Origin of the sequence: Pseudomonas sp. EMN2, from assembly GCF_009650555.1 — a bacterium.
GTDB classification, from domain to species: Bacteria; Pseudomonadota; Gammaproteobacteria; order Pseudomonadales; family Pseudomonadaceae; genus Aquipseudomonas; species Aquipseudomonas sichuanensis.
On record NZ_VZZR01000089.1, the window covers coordinates 1 to 13,405 of the forward strand.

The following is a 13,405-nucleotide window of genomic DNA, read 5'->3' on the forward strand; positions in this document are numbered from 1 at the left end:
CACCGGCACAGCCGGTGCCATCCACCGCGGCGCCTGCTTCGCGGCGGTTCGGCGTCCCGATAAACCCGCTCCCACAGAGTGCGCGTCGCGCCAACGGGTCCCTTTTTCCAGCGTCTGCTTCGGGTCGATAACGGCCATTCAAGGCCCACATACCCGAACCTTCAGGTAGAACATACATCGCCGCCTCGAGTAAGGTGATCGTTTCTGAAATGGATTTCGCCATGAAAGACACACGCCAGTCGCAAGCTGATTTTCTCCAGATCGAAGCACGACTGAACAACCGTCGATTCTCGGTAGCCAGCAACACCCAAGGGTTATCGGGCGCCGGCACGGTCTTCCATTATTCAGTCGCCGCTGGCGCCATCAACAGCACTTATCAAGGCGGACGGATCCGTGCAGGTCACCAGGTAGGCCGCGTGACAGGCCCCGATACCATCGAGCTGCTGTTTCAGTGCTTGACGACCGAGGGCGAGCTTCTTGCCGGCTGGTCCCGGGGTACGGTGGGTGTTGATCAAGCAGGCCGCACGACCCTGCACTTTGTTTGGGGTTGGTTATCTGGCGCCACTGGAGGGGGTGAGTCCCATTACGTCGAACTGATCGGGTAATACAACGCCGACCCGTCTGGCTCGTGTTCGCTCTGCGCGTCAGGATGCAGCCCCGGTCCAGGACTCAAACCGCACCCGAGCAACCCTCGCGCTTGCCCGTCTCGCGCATCCACCGCCGATACTGCCGCGTGCGCAGCGCATTGGCCAATTGCTGCAACACCAGCGCCCGCAACGGCGACACCTGCGGATCCGGCGCTCGCCCAAGGCTCAGCCGACGCAGCTGGAACTTGACCACCGCCATGTTGGCCAACGACGCCAGCGCCTTGTTCTTCCAGCTGATCGGCCGCAGTTGCGGCGCCGGGTCGACGCCACGCCGCCAGTCCTTAGGCAGGCTTGGGGCGATGGCCAGGGCCGAGCCGATGCCGACCATCTCTACGCCACTGGCCACCACCTGTTCGGCGACCGGCAGGCGGCGTATGCCGCCGGTGACCATCAGCGGCATTTGCGCGACCTGGCGAATGTCGCGGGCGAAGTCGAGGAAGTAGGCCTCGCGGGCGAGGGTGCGGCCGTCGCGGGCGTCGCCCTGCATGGCCGGGGCTTCGTAGCTGCCGCCGGACAGCTCGATCAGGTCGACGCCCTGGCCGTTGAGCAGCGCGACCACCTGGCGTGCGTCGTCGGCGCTGAAACCGCCGCGCTGGAAGTCGGCGGAGTTGAGCTTGACCGCTACCGCGAAGCCGGGCGAGACCACCTTGCGCACGGCTTTCACCACCTCCAGCAACAGCCGTGCGCGGTTTTCCAGCGGGCCGCCCCATTCGTCGGTGCGGGTGTTGCTCAACGGGGAGAGGAACTGGCTGAGCAGGTAGCCGTGGGCGGCGTGGATTTCGACGCCAGTGAAACCGGCTTGTTCGGCCAACTGCGCGGTCCGGGCGAAGCGGGCGATCACCTCGGCGATGATGGGCGCGGTCATCGCCCGTGGGGTGGCGAAGTGCTTGGACATGCTGCCCAGCGCCAATGGCACGGCCGAGGGTGCCCAGGTCTGCTGGCCGAGGTTGGCCTGCATCTGCCGGCCGGGGTGGTTGATCTGCAACCAGAACTGCGCGCCTCGCGAGCGACCGATCCGCGCCCAGCGTTTGAACGGTTCCAGTTGCCCGTCGTGCTCCAGCACCACACCGCCCGGGCCGGTCATGGCGCGGCTGTCGATCATCACGTTGCCGCTGATCAGCAGGCCGGCGCCACCGTCGGCCCAGGCCTGGTACAGGCGCATCAGGCGCTCGGAAGGGGCCTGGTCGGTCTGCGCCATGTTCTCTTCCATGGCGGCCTTGGCGATACGGTTCGGCACCAGCGAACCATTGGGCAGGGTGAGCGGAGTGAACACATTCATTGCATGGGCCTCGAGGGGGAGTGGCCCGACCTTAAGCTTAAAGGCAACTTTAAGGTCAACAGTTTTTGTGGGATAACTCCAGTAAACGTATTCAGCGAGGTGAATGATGAAAATCGGTGAGCTGGCCAAGCGCAGCGGCCTGGCGGCGTCGCGTATCCGCTTCTACGAGGCCAGCGGGCTGATCAAGGCGGTCGAGCGCCGGGCCAATGGCTACCGTGACTATGGGCCGCAAGCGCTGTGGATCCTGGAGATCATCACCGGTGCCCAACGCGCGGGCTTTTCACTGGAAGAGATTCGCCACCTGCTGCCGGTGGGGCCCAATGCCTGGCAGAAGGACGGCCTGCTCGACGGCCTCAAGCGCAAGGTGGCCGAGATCGAAGCCATGCAGCAGCGCCTGGCGCAGAACAGGGCGCAGCTGCTGATCGCCATCGACAGCATCGAGAACCGGCCCGAGGGCATGCCCTGCGACGACAACACCCAGCGGGTGCTGGAGCGCCTGCGCGAGGAAAGCGCAGGTGCGGCCAAGGCTCACCGGGTCGTGGAGTGAGCCTTGGATGAACGCTTGACCTTCAAGTTGAGTTGAACCTTAGAGTGATTGACGCGGGCTGATCATGGGCACGCCCCCTCGGCTGCCCGGCGGGTCAATCTTCGAGAAAGGTCAAGCAGATATGGACAGGCGCTACACCCAGGTCGAGTTCGGCACGCAGCAGGTCGAGGTGCTGGAAGGAGGGTACTACGACCGCTTCCGGATGAACCCCGACCTCGACCAGGTGGCGCGCGACCCGGCCGCCGGAGACATCGCGTATTTCCGGCGCATCCCCAAGCAACTGGTGCAGTCCCGGGTCGGGCTGGTCTGGGCGCCGAATTTCTACTACCGCTCGGCCAGCATCCAGCTGTTGTACCTGGCCCCACTCGGGCGCCTGCGGGCAAGCCTACCGGAGGTCCTCGAACCCTTGAGCCCGTTGCCCGGGTACGGCTTGGTGGCGCTCAACTTCTTTTCCTATGGCGTGTGCGACAACGATCCTTACGACGAAGTGTCCGTGGCCATCGTCGTCCGCCGCCCCGGCGCCCGGGGGCCCCAGGTGCTGGAGTTGCTGGATGCGATGCGTCGGCGCAGCTTCTTCGCCCATGTGCTGGCGCTGCCGGTCAACACCGAGATCGCCCGGGTGCGTGGAGTGCTGGGCTATCAGTTGCCCAAGTGGCGCGCGCCGATCGAGGTGGATATCGGCGCCCGCGTGCAGGCGCGGATCGCCGCAACCGACGGCAGGCCGGACCTGAGCCTGCAAGCGCCGTTGCCCGCGCTGAGCACGGTGGCGTCGCAATCGAGGATGGGCACCACGACCATGGTTCATCAGGTCGACGGGCAATGGCAGCAGACCCAGGTGCTGACCAATCCGCTGTCCTATGCCCAGCGCCTGCTGCCCCGGGGCGTGAAACTGGTGCGCCATGGCGGCCCGTTGAGCCAGTTGCTCGACGGGCTGGGGGCGTCGACCCTGGTGCGCTTGGATGTGATCAAGGAGGCGCAGGTGGTGCTGCACCTGCCCGCGCCTTTGGATGGGCTGGAGCAGGCCAGTCAGCGGCGATAGTAACGGCGGTCATCGTAGTAGCGATCGTGCCGGGCGCGGTCGTGATAACGCTCCCAGTTGTGCCGCCGTTCCATTTCGCGGCGGTATTGTTCACGGCGCCACTGTTCTTTGCGCCATTGCTCGCGGCGCCAGTCTTCGCGGCGGTCATGCCAGCGGTCATCACGGTAGTAGCGGTCGTCATGGGCCAGCAGCGTTGCCGGCTGCTCGGCGACCGTGCTGGCCAGGCTCGGCCAGGGGTTGGCGGGGGCCGGGGCCTGGGGCGCCGCCACTTCGGCAGCGGGCACGGGGTTGGACGTCTTCATCGGCGAAGCGTTCGCCGAGCCCACTGCCACAAGGGCGAACAGGCCAAGGAGCAGCATGCGTGGGGTAGGTAGTTTCATGGGTGAAGACAGCCTCTGAAAGACAGTAGAAGGTGTGGCCAGCCGCCCGCGTTAGCGTTTCGCTTCGGGCTTGTGCAGATAGACCGGCAAAAAAGAAAAAGTTCTGGGGCCGGGCGCTTTTATAGCCATGGCTGGAAACCCTTGGCACACTGGAGCGCACTCTGCAGCCAATAGAATCCCTACCGCCATGTCAGCCGCATTCCCCTCGCTGCCCTCACTCAATGCCCTGCGCATGTTCGAGGTGGTCGCCCGCCACCTGAATTTCCGCCTCGCCGCCGAGGAACTGGGTGTCACTCAGGCGGCGGTGGCCCAGCAGATTCGCGGCCTGGAGGCCAGCCTGAACATCCGCCTGTTCGAGCGCCTGCCCCGCGGCCTGGGCCTGACCGACGCCGGGCGCGCCTACAGCACCAGCGTGCGCGGCGCATTGGCGATGATCGACGAGGCGACCCGGCTGCTGCGCCCTCAACCTTCGCAACTCACGGTCAGCGTGACACCGACTTTTGCGGCGAAATGGCTGATCCCCAGGCTCGGCGATTTCGCCGAAAGCAACCCCGACATCGACCTGCGCCTGCTGGCAACCGATCGGCTGTCGCACTTCCACACCGATGGCGTCGACCTGGCCGTGCGCTACGGCCAGCCGCCGTTCGGTGCGGGGCTCAACGCCGAGTTGCTGATGGCGCAGCGCCTGGTGGCGGTGGCCAGCCCGCAGTTGCTGGCAGAAAAAGGTGCACCGGACACCTTTGCGGCGCTGCAGGGGTTTGTCGCGTTGCACGACGCCCATGACTTCTGGCCCGCGTTCACGGCGGCGCTGTTCCCCGGGCAGGGGCCGGGGGCGGCGCGCAACCTGCGCTTCAACCAGACCTCGCTGGCGATCGAGGCGGCCGCAGGCGGGCAGGGCATCGCGCTGGCCAGCCACGCTTTCGTCAAGGGCGATATTGCCGCCGGCAGGCTGGTCCAGGTGTTCCCTCAGCAGCTGCAGCTGGACAATGCGTTCTACCTGGTATGGCCGCGCAAGGCGCAGCAGCCTGCTGCACTGGCAGTGGTCAAGACTTGGCTCAAAGAGCAAGTAGGCGATAGTTGAGCTACTGGCTTTCGAAGGCCTGGCTGTCTCCCTCAAAAGCTGCGCGGCTGCTAGGGTGAGTGAGTACCTGTAGGAGCGGCGAAGTGGTCTGCACGGGCCCTGCAGCCTGGCACCCTCGAACCATCATGTTCTTGTTCAATGCTGGAGGCAGCATGTCAGTACAGAAAGTGGCAATCATCACCGCCGGCGGCAGCGGCATGGGCGCAGCCGCGGCCCGGCGCCTGGCCGCCGACGGCTTCAAGGTCGGCATCCTGTCGTCGTCAGGCAAGGGCGAGGCGCTGGCCAATGAGCTGGGCGGTATCGGCGTGACTGGCAGCAACCAGTCCGTCGAAGACCTGCAACGCCTGGTAGACGCGGTCATGGCCAAGTGGGGCCGGGTGGATGTGCTGGTCAACAGCGCCGGCCACGGCCCCCGCGCGCCGATCCTGGCAATCAGCGACGAAGACTGGCACAAGGGCATGGAAGTGTACCTGCTCAACGTGATCCGCCCGGCGCGGCTGGTGACGCCGATCATGCAGCGCCAGCAGGGCGGGGTGATCATCAATATTTCCACCGCCTGGGCCTTCGAACCCAGCGACATGTTCCCCACCTCGGCGGTGTTCCGCTCGGGGCTGGCGGCGTTCAGCAAGGTCTTCGCCGACACCTACGCAGCCGACAACGTACGCATCAACAATGTGCTGCCGGGCTGGATCGACAGCCTGACGAAAACCGAGCAGCGCCGCGACATGGTGCCGATGAAACGCTACGGCACCAGCGAGGAGATCGCCGCCACCATCGCCTTCCTGGCCAGTGACGGCGCAGCCTACATCACCGGGCAGAACATCAAGGTCGATGGTGGTTTGACCCGCAGCGTGTGAAACACGCGTCTGGATGCAAATGAATGATAAGTATTACCATGTGCGACTTTCATTCATTTGCCGCCGGAGATCCGCGCCATGAACCCAGCCAACCGCCATGTCGTCGGCGATCTCTACCTGCGGCACCACAGCTGGGTAGTGAGCGTGCTGCGCAACCGGTTGGGTAACCGCGAACAGGCGCTGGACCTGGCCCAGGACACCTTCGTCAGGTTGTTGCGCAGCGAGCTGCCGACGCAGTTGCGCGAGCCTCGCGCCTATTTGGCGACCATCGCCGGGCGCCTGTGCCTGCAGCACTTTCGCCGCCAGGCGCTGGAGCGCGCCTACCTGGACAGCCTGGCGCTGCTGGAACCGCAGCATCAGCCCTCGGAGGAAACCCGCCTGCTGGTGCTCGAAGCACTGGATGCGGTAGGGCAGGTGCTCGATGGCCTGGGCAGCCGCGTGCGCGAGGTGTTCCTGCTGTCGCAACTCGACGGCCTGACCTACGCGCAGATCGCCGAGCGCCAAGGATTGACCGTCAATGTAGTGCAGAAAGCCATGCTCAAGGCCTATCGGCACTGCTACGCGTCGGTCTACGGCGAATGAAGCCGCAGCAGGCAGATACGCAACGGCTGGACCCGGCCGTGGTCGAGCAGGCCATGCTGTGGATGGTGCGCCTGCAGTCGGGGGCCAGCAGCGAGGCCGAGCGGCTGGCCTGCCAGCGTTGGCGCCAGGCGAGCGCGGCCCACGAACTGGCCTGGCAGCGCCTGGATGGCCTGGGCCAGGGCCTGCGTAGCGGTACGCAGGGCGTGCCGGCGGCGCGCAGCCTGCTGCAGGCGCGCAGCCGGGTGTCGCGGCGGGCCGTGCTCGGCGGGCTGGCCGGTGCCGGGGTGCTGCTTGCCAGCGGCTATGGCGTGCATCAGCGCAGCGTGCTGCCGACGCTGCTCAGCGACTACGGCACCGCCACCGGCGAGCGGCGCAGCTGGCGCCTGGCCGCGGGGCTGACTGTCCAGCTTGATACGGGCAGTGCACTGGATGGCGATCAGGTGGCCGGCCAGCAGGTGCTGACCCTCAACCGTGGGCGGGTGCTGCTGGAAGCAGGGCAGGCTGTCGGCATCAGCGTGCGTGCGGGGCAGGCGCGGATCCTGCCGGGCGTGGGAGCGCGGCTGGTGGTTCAACAGCAGGTGGCCGCCACCTTGGTGCAGGTGCTCGACGGCAGGGCGCTGGTGGAAGACGGGCAGGGTGTGCGTGCCGGGCTGGAAGGCGGCTGGCAGCAGCTGTTCACGGCAACCGGCGCTGGCAGCGTGACGCCACTGCCGGTGGGCACAGCGGCCTGGACCCAAGGGCAGCTGGTGGCCGAGCGCATGGCGCTGGGTAGTCTGTTGGCCGAGCTGGACCGCTATCGCAAAGGGGTATTGCGCTGCGATCCGCAGGTGGCCGGGTTGCAAGTCAGTGGCACGTTTTCGCTGGACCAGCCGGAGGCCAGCCTGGACCTGCTGGCCGAGGTGTTGCCGGTGCGGGTGCAGCGGGTGCTGGGCTATTGGGCCACGGTAGTGCCGGCCTGAATTTCACAGTGCAAAAAATATTGCCCATACCCGGCAGGTTTTCGTTTCTCGCGCATCAGTACAGGCAAACGCGCTGAATTTGCAGCGCATCGCCCACGCCTGTCTGCCAAGGATTGTCTCGATGCTGTGTCGCCTTACCCCTCTCGCAAGCCCGCTGTTGCTCGGCCTGGCCGTGGCCGCGTGGCATCTTTCCGCCCAGGCCGATGAGCGCCGTTTCGATATCGCCCCTGGCAGCCTCGACAGCGTGCTCGGGCAGTTCGGCCAGCAGGCCGGGGTGATGGTCGCCGTCGACTCCCAGGCCTCCCGGGGCGTGCAGAGCCCCGGCCTGCGTGGCCAGTTCGCGGTCGAGCAGGGCCTGGCCATGCTGCTGGTCGGCACCGGGCTGCAGCCGGTGCAGGTCAGCAGCGACCGTTACCGGCTGATCCCCCGGGCAGCCGACAGCGGTGTCATGGAACTCGGCGCCACCAGCGTCAACGCCACCGGGCTCGGTGCGACCACCGAGGGCACCGGTTCCTACACCACCGGGGTGACCAGCACCGCCACCAAGATGAACCTGTCGATCCGCGAGACCCCGCAGAGCATCAGCGTGATCACCCGCCAGTTCATGGACGACCAGCAGCTCACCAGCATGGCCGACGTGCTCAAGCAGACCCCGGGCATCACCATGTCCCAGGATGGCGGCGAGCGCTTCAACATCTACTCGCGCGGCAGCGGCCTGAACACCTACCAGTTCGACGGCATCACCACCTACCAGGAAAACCAGACCCGCACCATGCCCAGTACCCTGCTGGACATGGCGATCTACGACCGGGTCGAGGTGGTGCGCGGCGCCACCGGCCTGATGACCGGCGCCGGCGATCCCAGCGGTGTGGTCAACGTGGTGCGCAAGCGCCCGACCCGGGACTTCCAGGCCTATGTGCAGGGTGGCCTGGGCTCATGGAACTATCGGCGCCTGGAGGCCGATGTGTCCGGCCCGCTGACCAGCGAAGGCGACCTGCGTGGGCGCCTGGTAGCGGCCAAGCAGACCAATCACACCTTCATGGACTGGTACCAGCAGGACAAGGACATCGCCTACGGCGCGCTGGAAGCCGACCTTACCGACACCACCCTGCTGCGGGTCAGCATCGACCACCAGCGCTATCGACCCACCGGCGCCCAGGGTGTGCCGCTGATCTACAACAACGGCACGCCGACCGACTTCTCCCGCTCCACCAGCTCCGGTGCGCGGTGGAACCTGGACCGCTTCGAGACCACCAACTACACCATCGGCCTCGAGCAGCAACTGGCCGGCGACTGGCAGCTGAAAGTCGGCACCACCTACATGGATGTCGACCGCTACGCGTTGTCGGGTGCCTATTACAGCTCCTCGAACAACTCCAACATCAGGCCTGACGGCACCGCCAAGATCGACCAGAGCGACGCCACCGCCACCCAGCGCCAGCGCGCGATCGATGCCACCTTGCAAGGGCCGTTCGAACTGTTCGGGCAGACCCACGAACTGATCTTCGGCGCCAACTACTTCGACTACGTCAATCGCCATCACTCCGAGGGCACCGATGACGCGATCGTCGACTTCAACAACTGGGGCAACGAACTGCCCAAGCCGAACACCGACTTGTTCACGCCGGTGCTGGACTACGATGTCGACACCCGCCAGAGCGGCTACTTCACTGCCGCGCGTTTCAACCTGAGCGACAGCCTGCACCTGATCCTCGGCTCCCGGGTCAGCAACTACCGCTATCACTACTACCTGCGCAGCCTGCCCAACGGCGCCCCCAGCGCCTACAGCATGACCGAGCGCGGCGTGGTCACGCCCTACGCCGGGCTGGTCTACGACCTCACCCCCGAGCAGTCGGTGTACGTCAGCTACACCGACATCTTCAAGCCGCAGTCCGCCCGCGACCGCGACGGCAAGTACCTGGAGCCGGTGGTGGGGAAAAACTACGAGACGGGATGGAAGGGCGAGTTCTATGACGGGCGCCTGAACAGCAGCGTGTCGCTTTACCTGGTCGAGCGCGACAACGTCGCCGAGCTCGATGGCGGCGCCAAGGTGCCGGGCACTCGCGACCAGGAAGACGCCTACCGCGCCGTCAGCGGCGCCAAGACCAAGGGCATCGACATGGAGCTGGCCGGCGAGTTGGCCACGGGCTGGAACGTGCAGGCTGGCTACAGCCATTCGCGCACCGAGGACGCCGATGGCCAGCGGCTGACCAGTCAGCTGCCGATGGACACCTTCCGGTTGTGGAACACCTACCAGCTGCAGGGAGACTGGCAGCGCCTGACCCTGGGCGGCGGGGTCAACTGGAACTCCAGCAACTCGGTGTATTTTTCCCGGTACAGCACCCGCATCACCCAGGACGACTACGCCGTGGTCAACCTGATGGCTCGCTACCGCTTCAATGAGCACCTGAGCAGCACGCTGAACCTCAACAACCTGTTCGACGAGAAGTACTACACCGGCTTCTCCGGCAGCTGGGGGCACTACGGCGCGCCACGCAACGTGATGATGAACCTGCGCTACGACTTCTGACCCTCAACCCGCCGCCCGGCGCCGCCGTTTCTGCTGGTACATGTCGTCGTCGGCGCGGCTGAGCAGGGTGTCGGCGTCCTCACCGTCATCGGGGTAGCAGGCTACGCCGATGCTGCAGCTGGGCATGCCGATAGCGCCGAACTCAGGGCCCAGTGGCTCGGCCATGACGGCGAGGATCTGGGCGATCTGCTCGGCAACCGCCGCGGCCGACGAGATATCCGGCAGCAATATCGTGAACTCGTCGCCGCCCATGCGCGCCACCGTGTCGGTGGCCGCCACGCAGGCTTCCAGGCGCCGGGCAATGGTGCACAGCACGCGGTCGCCCGCCGCATGCCCGTGGACATCGTTGATGCCCTTGAAGTCGTTGATATCCAGGAACAGCAGCGCCAGTGGGCGCTGCTGGTGCTTTGCACTGTGTAGCGCCGCAGCCAGGCGGTCGTTGAACAGCGAGCGGTTGCACAGTCGGGTCAGCGGGTCGTGATGGGCGAGAAAGCGCAGCTCCTGCTCGGCCTGGGTCAGGGCGGTCACGTTGCGCGCCACGCCGATCCGCGCACCCACCTCGTCGGACCAGAACGCCGCCCACAGGATGTGCACCACCGCACCGTCCTTGCGGATGTAACGGTTACGGAAGTCGAAATGGGCGTGGCCGTTCATGATGCGGATGATCGAGGCGCGGGTCGCCTCCAGGTCATCCGGGTGCATGTAGCGGGTGATCGGGGTGCCGGTGAGTTCGTCGGCGCGGTAGCCCAGCAATGCTTCGCAGGCATTGCTGACGAACACGATGGTATTGTCCCGGTCGACCACGAACACGGTGTCCAGCATCAGGTGGATCAGCTTGGGGTAGAGCGCTTGCAGGTCAACGGGCATGGGGCTGGGAGTCCGCTACGGTGGGCTCGATCGTGGCCTGATCGCGAAGGGCGGCGGCGAGTGGCCCGGTCGGCAGCGGGGCAGGGCCAGGCAACGGTTCGCGGCGCCGGCCAGCATACACAGTGGCGGGTGGCTGTCACCAGTAGCGGCGGACGAAATGGACGGGCGTGCAGCAGCGCCTGTCGTGTATGGGCAGGTGATGTAGCGGGCAGGCCAGGGCGCCGAGCGGTGCCCTGGCCGGGATCATCAGGCCGGTACGCCGAGGATGATGTGCGAGGCCTTGATGACGGCGGTCGCATTGACGCCTGGGGCCAGGCCCAGCTCCTGCACGGCATCGCGGGTGACGATGGCGTGAACCTGGGTACCGCCGGCGAGTTCGAGGGTCACTTCGGCGTTGACCGAACCGTCGGTGACTTTCACCACCTTGCCATTCAGGCAGTTGCGGGCGGACAGGCGAATGTCGCTGGCCTCGGTCATCAGCATCACCCAGGGTGCCTTGACCAGGGCGATGGCCTCGGCGCCTGGCTTGAGCCCCAGGCTGTTGACGCTCTCGACGGTGACCACTGCCACCAGGGTTTCGCCACCGGCCAACTCGAGGCTGACCTCGCTGTTGACGGCGCCGGGGCGCACATCACGGACCTTGCCTTTGAACACGTTGCGGGCACTGACTTTCATGACTTGCTCCTTGATGATGAAAAATCTGACTGCAGTGTCAGGATTTCGCTATGTAGTTTCCAGCATAGCGACGCAGCGAGAGCTTTTTGTATACAGAAACCGTCAGTTCTGCTTACATTGTCCGGCGCCTACGACAGCGGCAATCGCCGGTGCGTATTGCGACGGTTACCCATCATGCAACACCCAACGCTGCTCGAACCCTACGAGCCTCTTGCGCGAATCCCGCTCAACGCTGATGCATGCTTCAGCGCCGCCACGAGCGACGGACGCGCTGCCATACCCTTCACGCCGCAAACCCGTGCATGCCTGTCAGGGCCCTTGGCCCATGCCTTGGCACGTGCGGATTCAGCCGCGGCACGGTATCGCCTGCCGTTCATCGCGACACTGCCTGCGCAGCTGCACTGAACGCTCCATACAGGTCGCCCGACGGCGGCCTGTGCAAACATCATGTTGAATGCGACCCCTTGCGGGAGAGGAACCCCCATGCCCAAGACAATGCTGGTCAAGAACGCCGAGCTGCTGGTGACGATGGACGGCGAACGCCGGGAAATCAAGCGCGGCGGCCTGTACATCGAAGACAACATCATCAAGCAGGTCGGCCCCAGCGACAGCCTGCCGCAAACCGCCGATGTGGTGCTGGACATGGCCGGCAAGGTGGTCATCCCCGGCCTGGTCAACACCCACCACCACATGTACCAGAGCCTCACCCGCGTGGTGCCGGCCGCCCAGGACGGCGAGCTGTTCAACTGGCTGACCAATCTGTACCCGATCTGGGCGCGGCTGACTCCGGAAATGATCGCGGTGTCGACCCAGACCGCCATGGCCGAGCTGATCCTGTCGGGCTGCACCACCTCCAGCGATCACCTCTATATCTACCCCAACGGCTGCAAGCTCGACGACAGCATCCACGCCGCCGAGGAAATCGGCATGCGCTTCCACGCCGCGCGCGGCAGCATGAGCGTCGGCCGCAGCCAGGGCGGCCTGCCGCCGGATTCGGTGGTGGAGAAAGAGAGCGACATCCTCAAGGAGTCCCAGCGCCTGATAGAGGACTACCACGACGCCAGCCACGGTTCGATGCGCCGCGTGGTGGTGGCGCCGTGCTCGCCGTTCTCGGTGAGCCGTGACCTGATGCGCGAAGCCGCGGTGCTGGCGCGCGAGTACGGTGTGTCGCTGCACACCCACCTGGCCGAAAACGTCAACGACATCGCCTACAGCCGCGAGAAGTTCGGCATGACCCCCGCCGAATACGCCGAAGACCTCGGCTGGGTCGGCCACGATGTCTGGCACGCCCACTGCGTGCAGCTCGACCAGCACGGCATCGAACTGTTCGCCCGCACCGGCACCGGTGTGGCCCACTGCCCCTGCTCGAACATGCGCCTGGCCTCGGGCATCGCGCCGATCCGCAAGATGCGCGACCACGGCGTGCCGGTGGGCCTGGGGGTGGACGGCTCGGCCTCCAACGACGGCGCGAGCATGATCGGCGAAGTGCGCCAGGCGCTGCTGTTGCAGCGGGTCGGTTTCGGCCCTGACGCCATGACCGCGCGCGAGGCCCTGGAAATCGCCACCCTGGGCGGCGCCAAGGTGCTCAACCGTAACGACATCGGCGCCCTGGCCCCGGGCATGGTCGCCGACTTCGTCGCCTTCAGCCTCGGCCACGTGGCCTACGCAGGCGCCTTGCACGACCCGCTGGCGGCCCTGGTGTTCTGCACCCCGACCCACGTCGACACCAGCGTGATCAATGGCCGGGTGGTGGTGCAGGACGGCCGTATCACCACCGTGGATCTGCCTCTGGTGCTGGAGCGTCACAACCAGCTGGCGTGGCAGTTGGTCAGCGGCGAGTGATCTGCCAGGCGCCGACGTGCAGCGTTACCACATAGACTGCCGGGGCCGCTGCGCGACCCTTTCGCGGCACAAGGCCGCTCCTACAAGAGACCGCGATCCCCTGTAGGAGCGGCCTTGTGC

At 65.9% G+C, this 13,405-nt stretch carries 14 protein-coding genes; 9 read left to right on the forward strand and 5 right to left on the reverse strand.

The genetic code is table 11. The features are described from left to right. Positions 1–223: hypothetical protein (locus F6X61_RS27140; RefSeq protein WP_218575549.1), on the reverse strand; the 223-nt coding region annotated here is incomplete at its 3' end. Here F6X61_RS27140 and F6X61_RS22390 point away from each other — a divergent pair. Next, positions 222–605 (forward strand): hypothetical protein, encoded by a 384-nt coding sequence (locus tag F6X61_RS22390; protein WP_153788586.1) that lies wholly within the window; start codon positions 222–224, stop codon positions 603–605. The genes F6X61_RS27140 and F6X61_RS22390 overlap by 2 nt on opposite strands. A 64-nt stretch (positions 606–669) precedes the next feature. On the opposite strand, the gene F6X61_RS22395 is transcribed toward F6X61_RS22390, so the two are convergent. Continuing rightward, positions 670–1,926, reverse strand: coding sequence for an NADH:flavin oxidoreductase/NADH oxidase family protein (locus F6X61_RS22395; RefSeq protein WP_153788587.1), 1,257 nt, complete (start codon positions 1,924–1,926; stop codon positions 670–672). A gap of 106 nt (positions 1,927–2,032) precedes the next feature. Between F6X61_RS22395 and F6X61_RS22400 the strand changes: the two genes are divergently transcribed. Together F6X61_RS22400 and F6X61_RS22405 are read left to right on the forward strand one after the other, a co-directional pair. Continuing rightward, a complete protein-coding gene (locus tag F6X61_RS22400; RefSeq protein WP_153788588.1) occupies positions 2,033–2,473 on the forward strand; it encodes a MerR family transcriptional regulator in 441 nt (146 codons plus the stop codon). A gap of 121 nt (positions 2,474–2,594) precedes the next feature. Next, positions 2,595–3,512 (forward strand): acetoacetate decarboxylase, encoded by a 918-nt coding sequence (locus tag F6X61_RS22405; protein ID WP_153788589.1) that lies wholly within the window; start codon positions 2,595–2,597, stop codon positions 3,510–3,512. Here F6X61_RS22405 and F6X61_RS22410 read toward each other — a convergent pair. After that, positions 3,500–3,892: a hypothetical protein gene (locus tag F6X61_RS22410; RefSeq protein WP_153788590.1), complete on the reverse strand. Its 393-nt coding sequence runs from the start codon at positions 3,890–3,892 to the stop codon at positions 3,500–3,502. The two genes, F6X61_RS22405 and F6X61_RS22410, sit on opposite strands and share 13 nt — an antisense overlap. 187 nt (positions 3,893–4,079) lie before the next feature. Between F6X61_RS22410 and F6X61_RS22415 the strand changes: the two genes are divergently transcribed. The 5 genes from F6X61_RS22415 (at position 4,080) to F6X61_RS22435 (ending at position 9,901) form a co-directional block, all read left to right on the forward strand. Continuing rightward, the gene (locus tag F6X61_RS22415; protein ID WP_153788591.1) at positions 4,080–4,973 is read left to right on the forward strand and encodes a LysR substrate-binding domain-containing protein; all 894 of its coding nucleotides are present in this window, start codon (positions 4,080–4,082) and stop codon (positions 4,971–4,973) included. A gap of 152 nt (positions 4,974–5,125) precedes the next feature. Next, positions 5,126–5,830, forward strand: coding sequence for an SDR family oxidoreductase (locus F6X61_RS22420; RefSeq protein ID WP_153788592.1), 705 nt, complete (start codon positions 5,126–5,128; stop codon positions 5,828–5,830). A gap of 78 nt (positions 5,831–5,908) precedes the next feature. Continuing rightward, positions 5,909–6,412, forward strand: coding sequence for a sigma-70 family RNA polymerase sigma factor (locus F6X61_RS22425; protein WP_153788593.1), 504 nt, complete (start codon positions 5,909–5,911; stop codon positions 6,410–6,412). Further along, positions 6,409–7,371: a DUF4880 domain-containing protein gene (locus F6X61_RS22430; RefSeq protein ID WP_153788594.1), complete on the forward strand. Its 963-nt coding sequence runs from the start codon at positions 6,409–6,411 to the stop codon at positions 7,369–7,371. The genes F6X61_RS22425 and F6X61_RS22430 overlap by 4 nt, the downstream gene beginning before the upstream one ends. A gap of 121 nt (positions 7,372–7,492) precedes the next feature. Further along, a complete protein-coding gene (locus F6X61_RS22435) occupies positions 7,493–9,901 on the forward strand; it encodes a TonB-dependent receptor (protein ID WP_153788595.1) in 2,409 nt (802 codons plus the stop codon). Positions 9,902–9,904: 3 nt separating this feature from the next. Here F6X61_RS22435 and F6X61_RS22440 read toward each other — a convergent pair whose 3' ends face one another. Beyond that, on the reverse strand, positions 9,905–10,768 hold the full coding sequence (locus F6X61_RS22440; RefSeq protein WP_153788596.1) for a sensor domain-containing diguanylate cyclase: 864 nt from the start codon (positions 10,766–10,768) through the stop codon (positions 9,905–9,907). Positions 10,769–11,014: 246 nt separating this feature from the next. Further along, the gene (locus F6X61_RS22445; protein WP_153788597.1) at positions 11,015–11,443 is read right to left on the reverse strand and encodes a molybdopterin-binding protein; all 429 of its coding nucleotides are present in this window, start codon (positions 11,441–11,443) and stop codon (positions 11,015–11,017) included. 483 nt (positions 11,444–11,926) lie between these two features. Between F6X61_RS22445 and F6X61_RS22450 the strand changes: the two genes are divergently transcribed. Continuing rightward, positions 11,927–13,285: an 8-oxoguanine deaminase gene (locus F6X61_RS22450; protein ID WP_153788598.1), complete on the forward strand. Its 1,359-nt coding sequence runs from the start codon at positions 11,927–11,929 to the stop codon at positions 13,283–13,285. Positions 13,286–13,405: the final 120 nt, after the last annotated feature.

What these genes read in the sequence shown, in the direction of transcription:
- F6X61_RS22390 (WP_153788586.1), top strand. Translation starts at nt 222, where the DNA reads ATGAAAGACACACGCCAGTCGCAAGCTGATTTTCTCCAGATCGAAGCA.
- F6X61_RS22395 (WP_153788587.1), bottom strand. Translation starts at nt 1,926, where the DNA reads ATGAATGTGTTCACTCCGCTCACCCTGCCCAATGGTTCGCTGGTGCCG.
- F6X61_RS22400 (WP_153788588.1), top strand. Translation starts at nt 2,033, where the DNA reads ATGAAAATCGGTGAGCTGGCCAAGCGCAGCGGCCTGGCGGCGTCGCGT.
- F6X61_RS22405 (WP_153788589.1), top strand. Translation starts at nt 2,595, where the DNA reads ATGGACAGGCGCTACACCCAGGTCGAGTTCGGCACGCAGCAGGTCGAG.
- F6X61_RS22410 (WP_153788590.1), bottom strand. Translation starts at nt 3,892, where the DNA reads ATGAAACTACCTACCCCACGCATGCTGCTCCTTGGCCTGTTCGCCCTT.
- F6X61_RS22415 (WP_153788591.1), top strand. Translation starts at nt 4,080, where the DNA reads ATGTCAGCCGCATTCCCCTCGCTGCCCTCACTCAATGCCCTGCGCATG.
- F6X61_RS22420 (WP_153788592.1), top strand. Translation starts at nt 5,126, where the DNA reads ATGTCAGTACAGAAAGTGGCAATCATCACCGCCGGCGGCAGCGGCATG.
- F6X61_RS22425 (WP_153788593.1), top strand. Translation starts at nt 5,909, where the DNA reads ATGAACCCAGCCAACCGCCATGTCGTCGGCGATCTCTACCTGCGGCAC.
- F6X61_RS22430 (WP_153788594.1), top strand. Translation starts at nt 6,409, where the DNA reads ATGAAGCCGCAGCAGGCAGATACGCAACGGCTGGACCCGGCCGTGGTC.
- F6X61_RS22435 (WP_153788595.1), top strand. Translation starts at nt 7,493, where the DNA reads ATGCTGTGTCGCCTTACCCCTCTCGCAAGCCCGCTGTTGCTCGGCCTG.
- F6X61_RS22440 (WP_153788596.1), bottom strand. Translation starts at nt 10,768, where the DNA reads ATGCCCGTTGACCTGCAAGCGCTCTACCCCAAGCTGATCCACCTGATG.
- F6X61_RS22445 (WP_153788597.1), bottom strand. Translation starts at nt 11,443, where the DNA reads ATGAAAGTCAGTGCCCGCAACGTGTTCAAAGGCAAGGTCCGTGATGTG.
- F6X61_RS22450 (WP_153788598.1), top strand. Translation starts at nt 11,927, where the DNA reads ATGCCCAAGACAATGCTGGTCAAGAACGCCGAGCTGCTGGTGACGATG.